This window comes from Streptomyces sp. NPDC050164, from assembly GCF_044459945.1.
In the GTDB taxonomy this organism is placed as follows: domain Bacteria; phylum Actinomycetota; class Actinomycetes; order Streptomycetales; family Streptomycetaceae; genus Streptomyces; species Streptomyces coeruleorubidus_A.
This window is the reverse complement of sequence record NZ_JBITJK010000046.1, coordinates 37,460-57,316: the sequence shown is the minus strand read 5'-3', so window position 1 is coordinate 57,316 and position 19,857 is coordinate 37,460. Positions and strand designations below refer to the sequence as shown.

The window sequence follows — 19,857 nt, the reverse complement described above, 5'->3', positions numbered from 1 at the left end:
GGGTGGCGGATGCCGTCGATGCGGGCGGTGTTGGAAGCGCGGCAGAAGGCCGCGGCGGTGCGAGTGGAGGAACTCGAAGCCGAGCTGGAGCAATTGCGGGCGGCTCTGGCGAAGGCGGAAGAGGTGCTCCGGCATCGGGTGATCGGCCTGGAACAGTACCTGCAGGCGCTGGCCGAGGAGGATGCTCCCACCGTGGCCGCCGTGTCGCAGAAGAAGCCGGTGGGACCACGCCGGGCGGTGCCTCACCGAGACGACGCGGCCGGAACCGAGGTGTTGTCGGTGGACTACCAGGCGTTGATGGCCGCCGCCCTGGAGGCGGGAGCCGATGGGCTCGGTGCCCGGCGGGCAGCGGTGGTGCTGGGCTGGGACAGCGGGTCCGCCTCGCGCGTCGAGGGAGCGAGGGCCCGGCTGAAACGGCTGGTGGAACGGGGCTGGCTGGTCGAGGAGAAGCCGGGCAGGTTCACGCTGCCCGTGCCGGAGCAGGACGCTGCTGAAGCTGGGCGGCCCGGCGGCGGCTCATGAGCATGGTCATCGACCACCAGATGACGGCCTCACTGGTGTCGGCGCGTCGCTCGTAGTCCCGGACCAGGCGCCGGCTGCGCAGGAGCCAGGCGAAGGATCTTTCGACGACCCAGCGGCGGGGCAGGACCTGAAAACCCTGGACGTCGTCGCTGCGGCGGACGATGTCGAGGACGACTCCGAGGTGCTGGGTGGTCCAGTCGGTGCGGTGGCCGGTGTAACCGCCGTCGGCCCAGATCCGCATCAGCCGCCGGAAGTGATCCTTCGCTGCGGGCAGCAGGCTGCGGGCGGCGTCCCGGTCGGTGGTGGAGGCCGGCGTGACCAGCACGGCCAGCAGAAGCCCGAGGGTGTCGGTGAGCAGGTGGCGCTTGCGCCCGTTGATCTTCTTGCCGGCGTCGAAGCCACGCGAGGCGTGGGTGACGGTGGCGTCCGCCTTCACCGACTGCGAGTCCACGACCGCCGCGGTCGGCTCCGGGCTGCGGCCCTCAGCTCTGCGGACGGCCTCACGCAGACGTTCATGCAGCTCGGCCACCAGCCCCACATCCCGCCAGCGGGCGAAGAAGGCATAAACGCGCGGCCAGGGCGGGAAGTCGGACGGCATCGCCCGCCACTTGATGCCGTTGTCGACGAGATAACGCACCGCGTCGATCATCTGCCGGTGGCAGTAGCCCTCCGGACGGCCTCCCCGGCCCGCCAGCCATCCCGGCACCGGCAGCAGATCCCGCACCAGTGCCCACTCCGTATCACTCATGTCCGAGCCGTACCGAGGTCGGCGCTCTGGCCGGTCGGCCGCGTTCCCGAACCGATGGGCGAGACAGTCACACCTGGGAGTGGACGGACTGGACCCGGCAACCACGACCACGCGACACTTCGACAACAGGGCCTCTTGTTTCTCGTTGGACTCGACAACCGCGAGCTACCAAGAGGCCCTTCCTCTATGCCCCACCAGCCAACAAGTCACCCGATCCAGGACCCCGTTCGAACCAGACCGAGCGCACGACCGGATAGAGAACGGCCAGTTACTTCATCGGCATACACGGTTGTCGGCTTGAGCACGCCCGGAACCGGGCAGGGCACCGCACGCTGCGCTCTGAACCGCGCCCGCCTCGTACAGGCCCTCTACTAGCGGCTGGACCGCCTCACCGAACCCCTCCCGGCCGCCACATAGTCCACCAGGGGAGCGGCCCACGAACCCAGGGTCCACACGCACTCCAGTGCGATGCCGCAGCTCAGAACCCCCGGGCATCGCACCCCAGTGCGTGGAGGCACTGGGACGCCGCCGCCGCGGGGCCGACACGGTTGCCCTCCGGTTGTCTCCGGGCTGGAGGATGGCCAAGTGGTGCGCGGACGCACTCAACCTGTGGCAATCTTGTTCCTGTTGGGGGGATCAACTGATGACCGAATACGTGTGCACGGCGTGCCCCTTCCAGGCTGACGGTCTCGAAGATCTGCAGCGGCACTCACAGGAGACGGGCCACGTCGGCAACTGCAAGAGCGAGGCCGCGCCAGACGGAGGCAAGCTCTCCAAGCTCACCAAGCGTCTGCTGGTAGCTCAAGGCGTGACCCTTACCGCCCTCGGAGCCTCCATCTGGGCGTGCACGTACCTGTACGCCAAGTGGCAGGGTGCAGAGGCGGAGAAGGCCTACCTGAAGTCACCCAGCGGCGCAGGCCGCAACCTCAAGAACCATGACAAGGGCCGCGACAAGGAGTGAGCTGGGGCGCGGGCGAGGCCTGCGCCGTCGAGCGGCGACTTTCAAAGGGCCATCCGGCAACCATCAGGCGTCCTGCTGGTGTGAGCACAGGTCATGCAGAACCGCCCCGCCCGTCTCCTCATTCGTCGGAGGGAATGGAAGCGGTGCCGGTCGCTGCGGCCTGGTCCGCGGCGGCGAGTCGGTTGTGGAGGATCTATCCGCCGATGAGCAGTGACCGGGTGACGCGCGCGTGCCCGCGTTGCCGGTAGACGCTGTCGGTTGAAGTGAACGAAGCCACCCGGTCCACGGCGCCGTCCCAGCCGTCTCTGTACTCGGTGCCCTAGGCGCCGGCCTCCAGCGCGCAGACGAGTTCGTCGGCCTCGTCCGGCTCCAGCCCGGCGGCCGCGAGGACCGCGTGGACCCTCATCCGGGCGTTGACCGCCTTCATCTGATGGGCGCTCATCCGCTGACGCGGTCCGCGCCGACCGGCCGCTTCCCCGTGTCCTGCTCGCCTGCGGCCATCACGCTGCTCCTTCCGCTGCTGCCCACTCCAGCCCGAGGCCGACGAGCGCGGCTGCCCGTCCGTCAGTGCCTCCCAGACCTCGGGCTTGCGCTACTCAGCCAGCCGCTTCCCGTTGGCCATCCCGTGGACCGTGAAGCCGGGCAGAACCTTCGCCAGGCTCTCTACGTCGCCATTAGCTCGCAGTGCCGCTGCCACACCGCGGACCACGACGGGGATGGCCGTCCAGCGTGCCCAGCCTCCCGGCGGGCAACCGCGATCTTCACAGGGCCGCGAGGATTCCGGAAACGGTGCAGCCCCATGCTGCGCCTGGAGTGTTCGACTCGATGAGCGCGAGTCCGCATGCCCGAAAGAATGCAAGCCTGCTGGGCACGTCGCTGCCTTCCTGCGGAGTCATGGCGAGGACCGTTCGGCCGGCTGCTTGGGCTCGCCGGGCAACTTCAGCGAGCAGTGCTCGGCCGAGACCGTTGCGCCGCTGCTCATGAGCGACCGTGATGCTGTAGATCCACGCCTGTTCTCCAGGATGGTCAGGCCGCCCCTGTGGGCGCCCGAAGTCGCAGTTCAGGCTGTACTCAGCCACTCCTACGACCTGTCCGTGACGGTCGGCCACGATGACGTCCACGCCATCGGCGCTGTAAGAGCCGTTGGGACCTAGATCCTCCGCTTCCAGCAACTGGAGGACCATCGGGTGGTCGGACCTGGACGCACTCCGGATCAGCGGCATGAACCGAGTATCCCAGGGGACGTGGTGGCCTCCGATCGCGAGCCAGCTGCTCTCGGATCGCGTCAACGTGCATGTGACGTAGCCCACTCATTCAACTTTGACTACTTTGGGTTACCCGGCCGCCCGGATTCATGAACCTTCGTGAGCGCCAACCATCTTCGTCGCTTGGACGGATGATCGGGTAGGCCCGGCCGCCCGGCCGGGTAACGCTGCGCTGCTGGCAGCGCCAACTCGCCTTTCCCAAAGGACGCGTGAGCATCGCTGACACCGTGTAAGTTGGTGCCCGCTTCCTAGCGAAGAGCCTTCGGAGGGGACCGCACTGGCGGGTCCTCGGGCCCGGGGTCCGGCAACAAGGTGTCGGTCCCACTGTCCCGAGGGGGACTCAATGGGGAAGCACGCGAGGCCAAAGTCGGTGCGCTGGAAGCGGGTGCTGAGAAGCATTCGGCTCTGGATGGCTCCGGTGGCGGCGACCGTGTTCTGGGTGGGTCAGATGGTCCGCACTTGGTGCTGACACCGTCCCCAGCTCAGGATCAGTGAGCTGGGGACGGCACTCGACGCGGTGCGGGGCCCTTGCCGTTGCAGCGGCGGGGCCCCGTCCGCTTTTAGTAGGCGACTTAATTGACAACTAAGTCGGTGGCCCCACTCTAACGCAACAACTGTTGCGTGAGGGGGTTTTGTGCGATCGCACCTGCGATCGCAGGCGACCGGCATTCCATGAGGACAACGCCACTTCGGCGCCGTTACGCCTGAGCCCACTCCAGCCCGATGTCCGCCAGCGCCTGGAGCTTGTCGGCGGTCAGCTTGGCCCGGCGGCTCTTGGTGTTGCTGAGGAACACCCCAAGCCGGACTGCGATCTCTCGGCTTGGTGTCAGTGGTGGTGAGAGTCGGTGGTGTCGTTTTGGGGTGGGGTGTCACGGGGCTGGTCAGCGGTTGTTTGTGGGTGGGTGGGCCGCTGTCGTGAGGTGAGAGATTGATAGGCGGGGTCACTGTCGTGGGGCTTTATCGCATGGCAGCTGATGCTGTCTCAGGTTCAAGATTTCTTATGCGATGAGGTGGGTCCGGCCGGTGTGATCGTGGGGTGGATCAAGACGTAAGGGCCGGCCGTGGGGCTGGGCTGCCCAGGGGGTTGGTGGTGCGTCGTCTGCTGGAGAGGCAGCAGGCGGGGGAGTTGTCGACCCGGCATGTGCGTGCGGTCGCTGAGACGGTGGGTGTTTTCCGAGCGTACGGTGTGGCGCTGGCTGGAGCAGGCCAAGGCGACCGGGCAGATAGAGGCTTCAGTCCGGCAGGGGTATGGGGTGTCTGACGAGGTGTGGGCGCTGCTGGGCGAGGTCGGTGGGAATGTCGCTGAGCTGAGACGCCGGCTGGTCGCTGCTGGCGGCGGGGCGGGGGTGCCGTCGGCGTCGACGTTGCACCGGGTGATCCGTAGGGACCGCCGGGCGGGCCGGGCTTTGCTGGTCGAGCGGGAGCCTGAGGTGGCCGTGCCGCGCCGATCGGATCCGTTGTGCGAGCTGGGCCTGAACGTCGTGGCCGGCCAAGGCGTCGGCGGGCAGGTGTTTCTGCGGGAGCAGAAGCATCTGGCGCAGGTCCCGCTCCTGGTGCCGGGCGCACAAGTCGTGCACACGTCCGCTGTGCGGTCGGTGCTGGGGACGGTCGCGCACGCGGCGGCGGTGGGGGCGGTGGTGTGTTTGTACGGCGACGCCGGCCAGGGGAAGACCGTTGCGCTGCAGTACGCCCTGTCCCAGTTGCCGCACCCGGCCCGGGTCCGTCGGGTCCATGTCGGTGTGCTCCCGACGGTTCCCGAGCTGCGCCGTGTGCTGGCGGACGCTCTTGAGCTGGGCAGGCGTCTGCCGCGGGGGGCGGGGGAGGCCGACGTCGCGTTGGTGGACGCGCTGAGACAGCCTCGTGTGCTGGTGCTAGACGAGGCGCAGCGCCTTCCGGGGCCGGCGCTGGAGTTCTTGCGCGGGCTGTGGGACCACACGGACGCAGACACGGCTCTCGTGCTCGCGGGGGCGGGCAACGAACGGGCGCTGAGCCGCGTGCCCGCATTGGCCTCTCGGGTGCTGACCTGGGAGCTGGTGCCGCGCCTCAGCTCAGGCGAGGTGGCAGCGGCGGTGGCTGCCTTCCACCCGCTGTGGGAGGACGTGGCCGCGGACGATGTCGCGTGGCTGGACGAGCATGTGGGACACGGCAACTTCCGGACCTGGGCGAAGCTCACCTCGCATCTGACCGCCGAGATCTACGGCAAGAGCCGTGCCGTGGTGGACCGCCGGATACTGGAACGGGTCTGCTCGCGGCTCATGGGGCCACTGTGACGGGCACCCCCGGGCCGGGTAGGGGCCCAGCTGGCTCCGGCATGGCCGGGGACGGTCCGCACGGGCGTGGAGGGCTGCCTTCTGCCTCTGTGACGGCGCTGCGTGGTCCTGCCGTGCCGTCGGCTGCTCGCACTGCGGCGGGACCAGAGACTGACGACTCGGCATGTGCGGCTGGTGGCCGAATCTTTGGAGGTGACCGAGCGCACGGTGTGGCGGTGGCTGGCCGCGGCCGAGCGCGATGAAGCCGCGGCCGCAGAGCCCGGGGCGCGGGCCCAGAGCCGGGACCGCTTCACCGTCACCCCGGAAGTACGCCGCCTGCTCGCGTTGTGGAAGGGCAACGTCGCGGCGGTTCATCGTGAGCTGACGGCCCGCGCGGCCCGGCAGTCCCCGCCCGCGGCTCCGCCGCCGTCGCTGCCCACCTTGCACCGTGCGATCCGCCGTGATCTGACGCCGGGGGAGCGGGCCGGGCTCGCGGGAGGAGAGCGCGCGGCGCGCAAGCACGATGTGTTCCTGGCCCGGCCGCGGGGCTGGCGTAACCAGGTGTGGGAGACCGACCACGTACAGGTTCCGGTGCTGGTCGACGTCGAGGGCAGGGCCCGCAGGACGTGGATCACGTGGTTCACCGACTGCGCCACCAACGCGATCACCGGCGTTGCCGTCACGCCCGGGCATCCGTCGCGGGAGTCGGTGCTCGCCGCGCTGCGTTCCGCGGTGCTGCGCGAGGACCCTTACGGTCCGTTCGGCGGCCTGCCTCAAAAGGTGCGGGTGGACCGGGGCAGGATTTCCTGTCCAGGACGGTGACCGCCGCTTTCGATCTCCTGGACGTCACCGTGGAGGACCTGCCCGCCTACACCCCGCACCTCAAGGGCACGGTCGAGGGCCTGAACCGGGCGGTGGAGCCGATGCTGCTGGCCGCGCTGCCCGGCTACGCCCGCCAGCCCCGCCCCGGCAAACGCCCCTCCCGGCCGAAGGACGAGGTGCTGCTCAGCTTCGAGGACTTCACCGCCCGGCTGCTGGACTGGACACGGTGGTGGAACACCGAGCACCGCCCCGAACCGCTGCGGGGCAGGACCCCGCTTCAGGTGTGGCAGGACGATCCCACTCCGCTGCGGGACGTGCCGGCCGCGGATCTGTGGACGTTCACCCTGGAGGACGCCGGTACCCGCACGCTGACCACCCGCGGAGTCCGTTTCCGTAGACGCGACTACGTAGGTGCGTGGATGACCGGTCAGGCCGGGATCCGGGTCAGGGTCCGGTTCATGCCTCGCCACGACCACCGCATCGAGGTCTATCACGCGGTCACCGGCCGTTACCTGGGGCCGGCGGATCTGGCCGACCAGGCCACCGAGGAACAGGTCAGAGCCGTACGGCGGGCACGGGCCGCCCGCAGCCGCCGTCTGAAGAAGGACCTCGAAGCATCCCAGCGGGAGCGCTACGCCGCCGTCACCCAGGCCGAGCCCCCTCGGCGGCTCGGCGCGCTGACCGGTGCGCAGGCCGACGCCGAACTCGCCCAGAGTGCCGACGCCAGCCTGTCGCAGCTCGCGCTGCCCGACGTCGTCCCGCCCGCTGCACCCCCGGCCGACTGGCGCACCCCGGCTTCCCTGGCCGCGCTGACCACGCCGGCCCGGCCCGCCCCGTGCCCCGTCCGGCCGTGACTCCACCGCTACAGCCCCGGACAGCCCGGACAGACGGGCCGCACCTCCCACCACCGACGAAGACGGAGACGCCTCGTGACCGCGGCCACCTACCAGTACGTCGACCTGCCCGACGCCTCCGTGGTCACCACCCGTGCTCTGCTCACCGCCCGGGACAACATCACCGACACGGTTCGCCGCACGCGCGATGATGTGCATCCACGGCGGTGCCGGCTTCGGCAAGACCCTCGCCGTCAACATCTGCCTGCGCGCACTCGAACCCGGCGAGGACGTCCGCAAGATCACTTTCCGTGCCCGGCCCACGGCCCGTGCGGTGCGCTACGAGTTGTTCACCGCCCTCGACCTGGCCGGCGAGCCACCGCGCCACCCCAGCGAGTTCGACCGCCTGCTGAAGATGGCCCTGGCCGAACGCCCCCGCACCTTCCTCGTCGACGAGGCCCAGTGGCTCAACGGGGAGGCGTTCGAATACTTCCGCTACCTGTGGGACGAGCCCTCCACCCAGCTCGCGATCATCTTCGTCGGCGGGGAGGGTTGCCACACCGTGCTGCGCCGTGAACCGATGCTCTCCTCCCGCATCTTCATCTGGCAGCACTTCACCCGCCTCAACCCCGACGAGGTCCTCGAGGCCATGCCTCTGTTCCACCCGGTCTGGGCGGACGCCGAGCCTGAGGACATCGCCTTCGCCGACAGCCACGCCGCGCACGGCAACTTCCGCGCCTGGGCCCAGCTGACCGCCCATACCCGCACCGCCCTGGCACGCACCGGTCGCGCCCGCGTGAACCAGGAGCTGCTGCGCTGGGCCTTCAGCCGCCTCGCCTGACCACACCGCCCATGCCTCCCGCCCCACCGCTGCCGCCCGTCACCGTGGTTCTCGACCGCCACGACGACGCGCTGCACACGCACACCGCCCTGGCCGCCCACCATCCGCCGTCCGGCCGGATCACCCTGCACCCCGGCCCGGGCACCACCAGTGAAACCGGCCTCGCCCACGACCTTCTCGCCGCTCTGGGCAAACCGCCCCTACTCCCGGGCCGCTTTCCCGGCGGCCGCCAGCCCGCCTGGGAAGCCGCTGCCGCCTGGATCACCGCCCTGCCCGTCACCCGGCTGACCGTCCTGCGCGCCCACCACCTCACCACCCGTCGCGCGATGCGCCTCCTGCAGCTACATGCCCTCACCGGTATCCACCTGACCTTGGTCTGCCACCGCCCACACCTTCCCGCCGCTCTGCACCAGGCCCTGCGGACGGCCGACTACTCCCTCACCGCCGACTTCGAGGCCGCCCGCCGCCACTACTACGGCACGCCTATCAGCGAACCCCCGCCGGCAGACGAGGCCGCCGGGCCGGCCAGCCGATGGCTCACCCTGCCCGCACTGGACCGCCTCATCTCCTACGACAGCCCCCGCCCCTGCACCGCCCCGTGCACGCCGCCCCCGATCGCCTGGCGGCACCGCCCACCGCTCGCTCCTCTCACCGCGCACACCGCGCAGCGCGTCGCTCACCGGCTTCACGCGGCGACCGCCCATCCTCGCCTGGCCGCGGCCCTTGCCACCGCGCTGTTCACCGGCGCCTCCCTCCAACAACTCGCCACCGCACGCCCCCGCGACTACGACGCCGCCGCCACGCTCGCCCTGCACGACCGCGCCCGCTACACCGACGGCTGCCCGCCTACCCCGTACCCGACTGGGCGCGCGTCTTCTTGCAGGCCGCGGCCTGCTTCACCAGGCTCGTCTCCGGTGAGGACCAGGAGCTGCTCGCCGCGCCAGGGGACCGTGCGCACCTGCTGCGCGTGGCGGAGACGGCCAGACTGCGCCCGCCACAGCCACCCGCGGCCCGTCGCCAAGGCCCGGTCGGCCGTGTGGAGTGGGACTGGCGCGAGCGGCGGGAAGCCGACAGGTACGAAGCGATGCCGGCCAGTCGCGTCAGGCCCTCGCGACGCTGAACACCCTGACGCGGTTACGCGACGGGGCAGGCTCAGCCGATCGAGAAGTCAGCGAACTCGACGTCGCTGAAAGAGACATGCAGACCGTGGGCCCGGCGGCCCCATTCGCGAAAGTAGGCGTGCCCCAGCGCCCGAGCCAGGATCACCGTCTGCTGCTGCTCGCCCGCGCCGGCATCCCGAGCGGCGAACAGCTCCCGGGCCACCTCTCCCGGCAGGTCCTGGGTGATCCACCGCACCCGCGGATCGTCCGAAGACCCTGTCGGCGCGGCGAAACCGAATCGCGCCCGGGTATGGAAGACGAAGCCTTCCGCCTCGGCCTGTGCACGCCGACGGGCCCGTATCCGGGGCTGCCACCGAGCCAGAACCGCTTCCTCAATCGCCCGGACCTGCAGCGGACCCGGCGGACGACGCGCTCCGGACTTCTTCGTCACCCACCGTTGCACAGTGCGCTGCGACACCCCCAGCACCGTGGCCACCCTCCGGGTGGAACCTGGTGCGTCGTCAGCAAAAATCGCAGGCGGGCCCTGGTACTTGAGGGAATGGTCCGGGTGCGCAAAGCACGCTCAAGCCCCCGCTCGATCTGTCCCACGTCCGCCTCTCCAAGCGACAGGCACCCTGCAGTCCGTAGCGTCAGTTCTCCCGCATCACCCGCCCCCGCCTGCCAGTTTCTGCATTCTCGGAACAGCGCTGGCTGACGCAGGCTACGAGCCCTTGGGCGAGCACCAGCGACAAGCTGGCGGTGCGGGTCACGACGGACGTCGCCGACATCCCGGTGTTGTCCTTCTTGCATCGAGCCCCCCAAAAAAAGGTGAGGCGGGAGAGCTCTGCCGGATGGAGAACTGGCGTGGTCCTTCGACTACGCCTCGTCCGCGACGCCGTCCGGCACGCACATGAGCCGAACGACCCGTACGAGGACAACGCCACCGCCTTCACTGACGAAGGGAAGAGCCGACGGCCGAGCCGGTATCCTGCCCGCAGGGCTGACGCCCTGGGCTTCGCCGACGCCCACACCGCACCCGGACACCCACACTGCCCGGAACACTGGTGGAAGGTCTTCCGGGATCAACGGACCGCTTGACGAACACCCTGAGGATCCATCGAGCCGCGGTTGCCGTGTGGGGGCGAGGACCCGGTGCCGAGAGGACCCGCCCATGACCAAACGCACTACCGAGCAGCAGCGCGCCCGCGAACTCCAGCGCACCGCACGCGAGCAGGGCACACACTTCAGCTACCACGAAGCCCTCAACTGGGTACGCGCCACCGCCGAGGCGCAGGCTGAGAATCCAGATGAGATCGTCGTCTTCGCACCGCACGCGGCCTGCATCATGATCTTCGACGCGGACGAGGACCCCGAGTACATCCGCGACTCGATCACGCCGATACCCGCAGCCGAAGTCGAGCTCGCCAACGAGCTGCTCCAGCGGAGAAACGCTCTGATGCGCGACCACTCCAAGACGCAGCTCGTAGCCATGATCAGCAGCAGGTGGAGTATTCCGATCGCGGATCTCGTGCGCTCCACCAAGCAGGAGCTCGCCAACGATCTTGTGGACGGCGAGAACACCCGCGAGCGCTACGAGGCGTACGGGCGAGTGGCGCTGATCAACGGCAGACCGGCGCGCGACTCACGACCCCTTTGCGGAGGCGTCGGCTGCTTCGGCCACGACAGCGCGACACCCTGGCCGGAAACCCGCGCGCGCTACCGTGCCCAAGGGCCCTGCATCGACGCACAGTAGCCTGAGAGGCTTCTACGCCCCCGCCCATTCCAGTCCGAGGGCGGCGATGGCGGCGAGCTGATCGGCCGTGAGCTTGTCGCGCCGGGTCTTGGTGTTGGAGACCCATACGCCCAGCTTGACGACCACTGGCTCGTCTCCGTCGTCGACGGTGATTTCCTCGGTGTGGCCGCGCGGCACAGGCCGGTGGGCGCCTTCCCGTTCCACCCACTGCGCGAGGGCGGTCAGGCCGCGTTGGAACGCCTGCTGAGCCTTGTTCGGGCCCTTTGTCGCCCGCGTTGCTGCCGGGGCCGGTGGCGGCGCCTCGGCGGGCTTGATGCCCAGCTTGGACAGTCGCTCCTGCTGCTCGGTGGACAGCTGCGCCCAAGTGGTCGGCTGTTTCTGCCGTGCCAGCCACCGCCCGATGTCGTCGCCGTCCATGAGCACCCCGGGGGCGATGTCGGGGAGGCTGCCGTCGGCGTCGACCAGGTCGGCGAGGAAGCGGTAGTGGCGTTGCCAGTGCAGTGGCCAGGGGCAGTTCCAGTCCGGGTCGATCTGCGCGAGCTGTGCAGCGCGGACTGTCGCGCGCTGCGGGTTCTTGCCGAGGCCGCCCTTGCGGCGGAGGTTGGCCATGTGCTGACCCACCGGCACCATCGGCTCGCCCTCGCCCCACACCGCGTTCTGACGCGGAGCAAGGTGCCCGGTGGCCCGCCGGTAAGACCGGAGTGCGGCGAGCTTGGTCTCCCAGGCTTCTTCGCCCGGCTCCCACACCATCCCGGCCTCCGGGGCGTCCAGCAGCTCCTTGCGGTGGGGATCGAGTTCACCGGCGCGCAGCGCCTTGCGCTGCTGGTGCACCCACCGCCCAAGGGGGAAGTCCTTCGTCACGCCCACCGTCGTCTCGGTGTCGTACGGGACGGCGTAGAGGCCGGTGATCTCGTTCTCCTTCCGCCAGCGCAGCAGGGCTTGGTAGCCCTCGAGCCATACCAGGGACTCCGGCCGGTAGACCCGGGTGCGCAGGAACGCGGCGATGGTGGCGGCGTCCCGGGGGGAGGAGAAGTGGAGCAGCGCGGACTCGACCGCACCGTCGGTGTGGTCCTGCTCCTGGTCCTCGCCCACCTCGCCGCCGGCCCCGATGATCCGTCCGTCCTCGTCGCGCCGGATGTGGACCTTGCGCTGTCCGTGGGTGAGGGCGCGGGAGGCGAGCTGCTCGACGAGTCGTTCATCATGACTGCGGAGTCCTTGGAGGACGGCTACAAGGGGGCGGAACGAGGCGCTGGCGACCATGTCGGTCGGGTCCTCGCCGGGCTCCAGGAACACCGGCACGATGATCCTGGCCACCTTGATGCTGCCGTCCCTATTGAGCCGGAGCGCGCGGCCGATGTTCTGCACGATTTCCACCTGCGAGCCGCGGGTGTCGGCGAAGCAGACGGCCTCCACCCCCCGTTCGCCGGTGATGTCGACGCCTTCCCCGAGCACGCGAACGCTGGCGAGGAAGGCGCGGTGGACCCGGCGGCCGGCGGCGTCGATGCCGTTGGCGAACTGGCGCAGGACCTCGCGCCGCTCGCTCACGAGGTGGTCGCCGCACAGCCACGCCGACCACACCCGGTCCGGCGGGACGTGGCGGCCGGCCTCCAGCTCGTAGAACTCCGCGTCGATCGACGACTTCGGCAGCTCCTCTGCCCTCGCCAGATCCTCATCCGAGGCGCCGTTCATGTACAGCTCGGCCGCCGTCTCGGGCAGTTTCTCCGCAACCGCGGCGGCTTCCTCGACCTTCTGGTGGAACGTCATGACGGTGCGCAGATTCCATGCGGCGGCGTGCTCCAGGAGCGCGGTCTGCAACAGGGCCAGGCGCCGGCCCCGCCGGGCCTCCTCCGACTCCCCGACCGGCGAGGGGTCGCGGATCTCCAGGACGTCGATCTCGAACCCGGCGAGGATCTCGCGTTCGACCGCTTCCGAGAGTCCGAGTTCTGCGAGCCACGCGCCGTAGGTGCCGTCCGGGTCGTCGGCCATGGTCGCGATCTCCCCCTCCTGGCCGTCCGCGCCCCTTCGCGGCTGGGGAGCTGCCAGGATGCGCGGGGTGGCGGTCAGGTAGAGCCGAAAGTCGGCGGGGATCCGCTGGTTGTCGTGGATCGCCGCCCACGGCCTGCCAAGATCACCTGCTGTACCGTGGGCTTCGTCCACGATGGCGAGGTCCAACCGGGCCATCTGCTGCCCGTAGAGCCGCTCTCCGCCCGCCAGGGCGGCCTCCAGCGGCCCGCGAACCTTCCGCTGGCCCTCGGGTGCGTCGATGTCCTCGCGGTCCACCAGGGAGGCGTACGTGGCGAACACGACGACCGGCCCCGTCCCTGCCCACAGGGCGAGTTGGATCGGGTTGGTGGTGGTGCGCACCCCCAGCTCGTTGAGGACCGGGTCGTTCTCCAGCGAGCACACCGCGACCATCGGGGCCCGGTGCCCTGTGATGTCTCACCAATGCTGCTGTGACTGGACTCCGTTGACCTGCGGTGCCGCAAGTAGACTGCGACAGTTTCTGGACCGTGTGCAAGGCGTCTGACCTGCGATCCTGCAGATTGGGTGAGACTGCCGCTAGTGCGCTGAGAACGCCTACCGTGGCAGCGCTGGGGGAGTGTGCCCCAGGGTGTTGATCATGGTCGAGCTCGGTGAGCGCTTCCTCGCAGGCGCCCTTGGTGGTGGTGCTTATGAGCTTGGGAAGTGTTGGCCGAGCTCTGGCAGGATGCCTCTGTTGAGAAGGCATCGCTCGTCACGCAGGCCGTCGGGGCGGCTGGATGGCGCGATGGGAGATAGCCGGATTCCCAGCGCTGGAGGCGACCGCGATGGCATACTGGGGCCTGCGTTTGTGGGCGCACACCACCCTTAGGGCCACCGCCTCGGGTGAACCCGGCCGCCGCCAGGACCACGACGATGTACCCCGGTTCGGATCTGGCCCTTCACGTCCAAGGCCTGCCGGATGCATGGTGCGGTGGGATGTATCTGCTGCGAGTGCAGGCCTATTGGGATCGTGATGTCCGGTCGTACTCACCGCACTCGTCTGGCACGGGCTTTCGCTGTCGCTCAGTCGCTGTCCTACCAGAAGGCTCTGGCCCATGTGATCGCCTGCAGCGAGGCTGGGCTCCTCCCGGCCCGGCTCGATCATGAAGGCATGGAGCAGGCTCTCGTCGTCCTGCAGCACAACCTTGGGGCACCCGGCCTGACGAGGCAGGCCCGTTCCGGTGCGGAGCCAAAGACCGCTGCAGCGACGAAAACGGCTTCGGCGAAGGCAGCCACGGTCAAGCGGCCGGCACTGTCCAAGGACCCGCGCTGTGTTGCCCTGGCCGAGGCGTTGAAGCCGGTGCTTGAGTCGACCTGCCCTCCAGGAGCCAGCGGGTACGGCGGGGCGTTGCAGGCCAATCTTCACCCGGCCGATGCAGAGATGCTGGGAGGCATGGCGCTCATCCGGGCCGCGATGCGTCGTGCAGCACGGCAGTTGGGGTGGCGGGTGCGGACCGTGGGCTATGCCCGAGAACGCCTCGTCCTGGTGATTGTCCAGGACGTCCGCGAGGAGCCCGCCGAGGTGTCAGATGCCCTGGAGAAGGACTTCATCCGCAAAGACCGCGAAATGATCGAGCGCATGTCGGCAGACGGGGACGAGGAGGCGCTGAGCAGGTTGGGACCCGCTCCTGTCGAGCGGCAGACGCAAGCGTTCCTGGATGCAGCCCGGTTGGCGATCGCGACGCATCCCGGTGCGTGGCGCTAGAGGCTGACTGGCGAAGCTCGCCCCGGGCAGACCTCGCGCCACCGCCGCTGCCGCGAGGTCTGCCCGTTCAGTGCCTGTACGCGACACGGGTGCAGGGCAGGAGCCTTCCAGGCCGGCCGGCGGTGCTTGTGCGTGCAGTTCACGGGTCAGTGAAGGGCGGCCTGGAAGCCTTCAGGGTGGGACGGAGTCCCAGCGCGACGGCTCCCCGGAGCCCGGCTTGGCACAGGGGCTGTCTAGCATCAGGGCAGCCAGTGGGATGAATCGGGGGCGGAGCGACACGTGCGGTTCGAAGTGATCAACTACGGGGATCTCGACAGATGGCGTGGGAACGCCGACGCGCTGCTGGTCCGTGACAGGTGGGACGACTACGGCTACCGCACTACCTTCACTCTGTTCCTGGTGGAGGACGGCGCGGCCCGTGAGATCGGCACCGTGAAGATCGGTCACACCTCCATGGGGCCGGACGGGAATCTGACGGTTCCCCTACCGGACCGGTTCACCGCACTGGACCACCGCTTCTTCTCACTCGGCCAGGACGACAGTTACTACGAGCGGCTCCAGGAGGTCTCCGCCTCCACCAGCGAGGGCGTCCTCGTCGCGCTGCGGGACATGGCCTTCAGCGAGGACATCCTGCGCACGGCCCCTGCGGACGTCACCCGCACGTCGTTGCTGCGTGGCATCAAACTGGCCACCGTCCGGGGACAATGGCGCCGCATCGCTCATGGCGGCGTTCGCAGGGTCTCCTTCGACATCGCCTACGAGCCGCCCACACCCCCCGGCACCGAGCCGGTGCTGCTGCAGTTCCGGGTCCAGCCCGCTTCCCAGCCCCCCACCAACGTGCACGCTCTGACCGGCCGCAACGGTGTGGGAAAGTCTTTCCTCCTGTCTCACCTAGCCCGGGCCGTCGCTGCGGCGGAGCCCCAGCCCGGCCTCGGCCGTGTCATCGAATACGGTCGTGACGGCCGCTCGTTCGCCAACCTCGTCACCGTATCGTTCAGTGCTTTCGACGAGTTCCCCCTGGTCGAGGGCGACGACATGTTCACGGCGTCCTACGTGGGCCTGCGCGTCAACAACGCCCGCTCGCCCCGGTTCAAGACACCCACCGCCCTGCGCCGGGACTTCCGCGACAGTTTTGACGCCTGCATGACCCGCGAACGCTCCCTCCGATGGACCGAGGCCCTGCAGACGCTCAACTACTCCGGCAGCGGCTTCCTGGAGGAAGGATGGCTGGAGGACTTCCAGCGCGTCACCAGCCCACGCAGCCGCGCCCGCAAGGCGCGGGCTCTGTTCCGCGGGCTCAGTTCCGGGCACAAGATCGTCCTGCTCACGATGACCCGGCTGGTCGAGCACGTCGACGAACGCACTCTGGTGATCATCGATGAACCCGAGGCCCACCTCCACCCGCCGCTGCTCGCCGCGTTCATGCGGGCTTTGTCGGACCTGCTGGCCCAGCGCAACGGCCTCGCCATCGTCGCCACACACTCTCCCGTCGTCCTTCAGGAGATTCCAGCGCATTGCGTGTGGATCCTGCGCCGCCACGGCCGGCATCTCGGGGCCGCCAGACCCCGCATCCAGACCTACGGCGAGAACGTCGGCATGCTCACCCACGAGGTCTTCGGCCTTGAGGTTGGAGAAGCAGGCTTCCTGCAGGAACTGCGCCGCCTGACCAGGCAGGGCTACACCTACGACGACGTACTCGCCCACTTCGGGGACCGGCTGGGGAGCGAGGCGCGGCTCGTCCTGAGCGCCTTGCTAAGCACAGGAGACGGCACGGCCGATACACCGGGGGGAACCGACTGATGCGCCGCATGGACCTGCCCGCATTCGATGTGCGCACCACCTACACCACTTGCATCAGCATCGCCCGGCCCGCGGCCAAGTCACGCCTGAAGACTTTTGAGGAAGCCGTCGTTGAGGCCGGCGAGGAGTACGAGGCGGCAGCGAAGAACCACACCCTGCATGACCTTGCCGACATGGCAGCGCGCCCCGGTGACGCCACGGACCGCAAGCAGCTCCGCAAGGTCTATACCGACCGCATGGCTAAGAAGGGCACCCCTGGCTACGAGATCTACAACGCCATCAAGAACGCGGCCGAGGACCTCTGCCCGCTGTGCGGCATCGGCAAGGTCGAGACCCTCGACCACCAGCTCCCCAAGGTCGACTACCCGCTGCTCGCGGTGGTCCCGGCCAACCTCGTGCCCGCCTGCCGCGACTGCAACACCGGAAAGGCGGACGCATCACCGTCAGCCGCCCAGGCCCAGGCCCTGCACCCCTACTTCGACGAGTTCTCCCGCACCGTCTGGCTTGCCGCACGTCTCGTCAGGAAGACCGCGACCAAGCCGATGACGGCGCAATTCTTCGTCGACGCGCCCGCTGCATGGGCCCCGGCGTTCGTCGCCCGACTGAAGGCCCACCTCGACTTGTTCAACCTCAGCGAGCGCTACGCGCTCCAGGTCGGCAGCCACCTCTCCACGCTCTCCTTCATGTTCGCCGCCCTGCCTGGCGACGGAGTCGGCCGCCTGCTTGCATCGCAGGCCGAGGCGTGGACGCACACCAACCCCAACAGCTGGGAGAGCGCGTTCTACCGGGCACTGGCCGCCGACTCCTGGTACGTCAATGGCGGCTGGCGCCAAGCCGCCGGCCCGCAGCGCTCTGCTCTCACACCCGAAGAGCTCCAGACGGACCTCATCATGGGCCAACTCCCCGGATAGCGCAGGCCGCACGAGCGGAAGGCGCCTGTGCGCCTTTCCGCCTGCTCCGAAGCCCATCACCTGTAAGCCCCTTGCCCGACGATAATGGAGTGGGACGGTGGGGGGAGCCTGCCGCCGCGGAGGGGAGAGCCGGTGGGGGACTACGACCACGCAGCCGTGATCACGTATGCACGGGAACGGTTGAGCGCACTGGGCGTGAGCGCAGAAGGCGGAAACCTCGCCAACGCCGCCGCGGTCGGTATCACCCAGTTCGTCTGGCGCAACGGGCCCATCGAAGACGCTCACGCGGGAGCGAGGGGACGGCGCAACAAGCTGCACGATGGCGTCATGTTCGCCCGCAACACCTGGGTCTACCACCAGGCCCTCGAGGCGGTGAACAGCCCCAAGCAGTATGCGCTGCTGCGGTTCGAGAAGCGCATCCTCGACCGCGAGCTCGTCTGGCCCGGTACGTCAGGCACGCTGACGCAGTTCGGATACGGCGCGCTGGGCGAGATCAAGAAACACGCCAAGAAGTCCACCGACTACCTGATGTACCTGCAGAAGACGTTCCCCCGCGAGGAGTTCCTCCTCCTGGCCGCCTTCCAGGGCTTCGGTGCCTGCGACCACTTCGGGATGCCCGCCTGGGAGCCACGGGTACGCGCTGCCATGGACCGACTTCACGGACGGGATCCCGGCTTCGTAGAACGCCTTAGGACCGACTACAAGATCGACTTCTCCGAGATCCTGAAGCAGGCCCCTGCCGTCGTTCATGACGATCTGCCCGAGGTGGAACGAGCGTTCCTGAACGCACCGTACGAACTGGGAGCCGAAGCGCTGGACTGGTTTGCTTGGAACCCCGTGCTCGACCCGGACGTCTGAGGCCCCGGATCAGCCCGGTGGGCCGCTCCGCTGCAGCCGCAACATAGGGACAACCGAAGCATGGCCCGTCGGCCGCCGCTCTCGGCACACGCTGAAGACTGTTGAGTGGGAAAGGTTATTCCAGGGAGGTGATAAGGGGCGCCCACAGAGAGTGAGCGTTGGCCGAGACGACAAGGTGTGCGGGGTGGCGGGCGCGGGTCATGGCGACGTAGAGCAGCCGTGAGCCGATGGGGAAGGGTTCTCCTTCGTGGCCGTACCATTCACCGTCGGCCAGCAGCAGGATCGTGGTGTCGGCCTCGCGGCCCTTGGTCTGGTGGAGGTTCATCACCTGCACCGGACGTGGGCCTTGCCGGGTGTCGCCCACCAGGGTCTCGTCGCGGGCGCGGTGGAGTTCCTCGGCCACCGCCGTGATGCTCTGGTCTTGCTTGAGCAGGCGCAGTGCGCGGCGGGTGGTGGGGGCGGCCTGGCGCCAGGCCTCTTGGCCGCGGAAGGTTCCGATGCGTGCGTAGGCGCCGGTGACGATGTCGGTGAGGCGGTCGATGTCGGCGTTCGGGCCGGTCCCCGCCGAGCGTAGATCCTGCGCGAGGGCCCGCAGGGCGCGCTCCAACGCAGCGTTGGACTTGTCCAGCATCTGCGCTGCGAGAGCGGGAAGTCCGCCGCCACGCAGGCAGGCAGTGACAAACACAGCGAGCGCTCGCCGCACCTGGGTGCGCTTCTGCCCGAGCGCGTACTGGATAAGGGCGAGTTGGGCGGAGAGGGCTTCAGCGTGGGCTTCAGGGAAGCCGACCTGTTCGTGGACCAAGCCAGCCGCGGTCAGGGCGTCGGACAGGGATGTCGTGGCGATGTTGGTGTGGGTGAAGATGCTGACGGTGTGTTTCTTCTGACGGGTGGCGCGGGCCAGTTCCATGACCTGCGCGTAGTCGGTGTCGTCGGTGATCCGTGTGACGGCCAGACGGCCCTGCTGCGCGGCCATGCGGAGGGCGGGGTCGGTGAACCGGCGCTGGCGGGCGGCTTCCGCGGCGGCGGGCAGCACACCGGAGGGGTCACGATAGCTGGCCGCCTCCAGATCGATACGGCGGGCGCCGGGCAGGGCCAGGGCGTCCGCGATCCTGGCGGCGGGATTCACGCCGGGTTTGAACGAACCCTCGTAGATGCTCTGGTTGACATCGCCCAGAAGGATGCGACGCGCTGCGGGGGCGATCTGCTGCAGGAAGGACCACTCGGTAGCGTCGGTGTCCTGGAACTCGTCACAGATGACGAGGGTGTAGCGCCCGGCGTAGTGGTCGCGGACCTTGTCCAGGGCCAGCAGTCGGCGGGCGGCTGGCATGAGCTGGTTGTACGTCAGCCCGGGAGGGGCCCCGGGCACGGTCTGGTTGGCCTGGCTGAGTACGCTCTGCGGGGGTGGATAACCGTGGTGTGCACCGAAGCCTGTGATGACCCTCCAGGCGAAGCCGTGGAAGGTCGACA

The 19,857-nt window shown here is 69.0% G+C and carries 15 protein-coding genes and 2 pseudogenes; 11 read left to right on the top strand and 6 right to left on the bottom strand.

Annotated elements, in window-relative coordinates; translation table 11 throughout:
* Positions 1–18 precede the first annotated feature (18 nt).
* Positions 19–522, top strand: a complete 504-nt coding sequence (locus tag ACIBNA_RS38765; RefSeq protein ID WP_399169968.1) for a hypothetical protein — start codon at positions 19–21, stop codon at positions 520–522.
* Here the strand turns inward: ACIBNA_RS38765 and ACIBNA_RS38760 are convergent.
* Positions 461–1,270, bottom strand: coding sequence for an IS5 family transposase (locus ACIBNA_RS38760; RefSeq protein ID WP_399169959.1), 810 nt, complete (start codon positions 1,268–1,270; stop codon positions 461–463). The genes ACIBNA_RS38765 and ACIBNA_RS38760 overlap by 62 nt on opposite strands.
* 643 nt (positions 1,271–1,913) lie before the next feature.
* Between ACIBNA_RS38760 and ACIBNA_RS38755 the strand changes: the two genes are divergently transcribed.
* Positions 1,914–2,231, top strand: coding sequence for a hypothetical protein (locus ACIBNA_RS38755; protein ID WP_399169958.1), 318 nt, complete (start codon positions 1,914–1,916; stop codon positions 2,229–2,231).
* A gap of 319 nt (positions 2,232–2,550) precedes the next feature.
* Here ACIBNA_RS38755 and ACIBNA_RS38750 read toward each other — a convergent pair whose 3' ends face one another.
* The gene (locus ACIBNA_RS38750; RefSeq protein WP_399169957.1) at positions 2,551–2,673 is read right to left on the bottom strand and encodes a hypothetical protein; all 123 of its coding nucleotides are present in this window, start codon (positions 2,671–2,673) and stop codon (positions 2,551–2,553) included.
* Between the two features lie 319 nt (positions 2,674–2,992).
* A complete protein-coding gene (locus ACIBNA_RS38745) occupies positions 2,993–3,454 on the bottom strand; it encodes a GNAT family N-acetyltransferase (RefSeq protein ID WP_399169956.1) in 462 nt (153 codons plus the stop codon).
* Between the two features lie 1,295 nt (positions 3,455–4,749).
* Here ACIBNA_RS38745 and ACIBNA_RS38740 point away from each other — a divergent pair.
* From ACIBNA_RS38740 to ACIBNA_RS38725, 4 genes and pseudogenes are all read left to right on the top strand, one after another.
* Entirely contained in the window at positions 4,750–5,766 is a 1,017-nt protein-coding gene (locus ACIBNA_RS38740) for an AAA family ATPase (RefSeq protein WP_399169955.1), read from the top strand.
* A 108-nt stretch (positions 5,767–5,874) separates the two neighbouring features.
* A pseudogene (locus tag ACIBNA_RS38735) lies at positions 5,875–7,421 on the top strand (Mu transposase C-terminal domain-containing protein).
* Between the two features lie 187 nt (positions 7,422–7,608).
* The gene (locus ACIBNA_RS38730; RefSeq protein WP_399169954.1) at positions 7,609–8,241 is read left to right on the top strand and encodes an AAA family ATPase; all 633 of its coding nucleotides are present in this window, start codon (positions 7,609–7,611) and stop codon (positions 8,239–8,241) included.
* An 11-nt stretch (positions 8,242–8,252) separates the two neighbouring features.
* Entirely contained in the window at positions 8,253–9,431 is a 1,179-nt protein-coding gene (locus ACIBNA_RS38725; RefSeq protein ID WP_399169953.1) for a hypothetical protein, read from the top strand.
* Here the strand turns inward: ACIBNA_RS38725 and tpg are convergent.
* The gene (tpg, locus tag ACIBNA_RS38720) at positions 9,394–9,804 is read right to left on the bottom strand and encodes a telomere-protecting terminal protein Tpg (RefSeq protein WP_399169967.1); all 411 of its coding nucleotides are present in this window, start codon (positions 9,802–9,804) and stop codon (positions 9,394–9,396) included. The genes ACIBNA_RS38725 and tpg overlap by 38 nt on opposite strands.
* A gap of 708 nt (positions 9,805–10,512) precedes the next feature.
* Here tpg and ACIBNA_RS38715 point away from each other — a divergent pair.
* Positions 10,513–11,094 (top strand): hypothetical protein, encoded by a 582-nt coding sequence (locus ACIBNA_RS38715; RefSeq protein ID WP_399169952.1) that lies wholly within the window; start codon positions 10,513–10,515, stop codon positions 11,092–11,094.
* Between the two features lie 12 nt (positions 11,095–11,106).
* Here ACIBNA_RS38715 and ACIBNA_RS38710 read toward each other — a convergent pair.
* Positions 11,107–13,524: pseudogene (locus ACIBNA_RS38710) on the bottom strand (Helicase associated domain protein); the annotation flags it as partial.
* A gap of 703 nt (positions 13,525–14,227) precedes the next feature.
* Here ACIBNA_RS38710 and ACIBNA_RS38705 point away from each other — a divergent pair.
* From ACIBNA_RS38705 to ACIBNA_RS38690, 4 genes are all read left to right on the top strand, one after another.
* A complete protein-coding gene (locus ACIBNA_RS38705) occupies positions 14,228–14,821 on the top strand; it encodes a hypothetical protein (RefSeq protein ID WP_399169951.1) in 594 nt (197 codons plus the stop codon).
* A gap of 279 nt (positions 14,822–15,100) precedes the next feature.
* On the top strand, positions 15,101–16,621 hold the full coding sequence (locus tag ACIBNA_RS38700) for an AAA family ATPase (protein ID WP_399169950.1): 1,521 nt from the start codon (positions 15,101–15,103) through the stop codon (positions 16,619–16,621).
* Entirely contained in the window at positions 16,621–17,532 is a 912-nt protein-coding gene (locus ACIBNA_RS38695) for an HNH endonuclease (protein WP_399169949.1), read from the top strand. Before ACIBNA_RS38700 ends, ACIBNA_RS38695 begins: the two co-directional genes overlap by 1 nt.
* A gap of 195 nt (positions 17,533–17,727) precedes the next feature.
* Entirely contained in the window at positions 17,728–18,390 is a 663-nt protein-coding gene (locus ACIBNA_RS38690) for a hypothetical protein (protein WP_399169948.1), read from the top strand.
* Between the two features lie 115 nt (positions 18,391–18,505).
* Here the strand turns inward: ACIBNA_RS38690 and ACIBNA_RS38685 are convergent, their stop codons facing one another.
* Positions 18,506–19,717 (bottom strand): UvrD-helicase domain-containing protein, encoded by a 1,212-nt coding sequence (locus ACIBNA_RS38685; RefSeq protein ID WP_399169947.1) that lies wholly within the window; start codon positions 19,715–19,717, stop codon positions 18,506–18,508.
* Positions 19,718–19,857 lie beyond the last annotated feature (140 nt).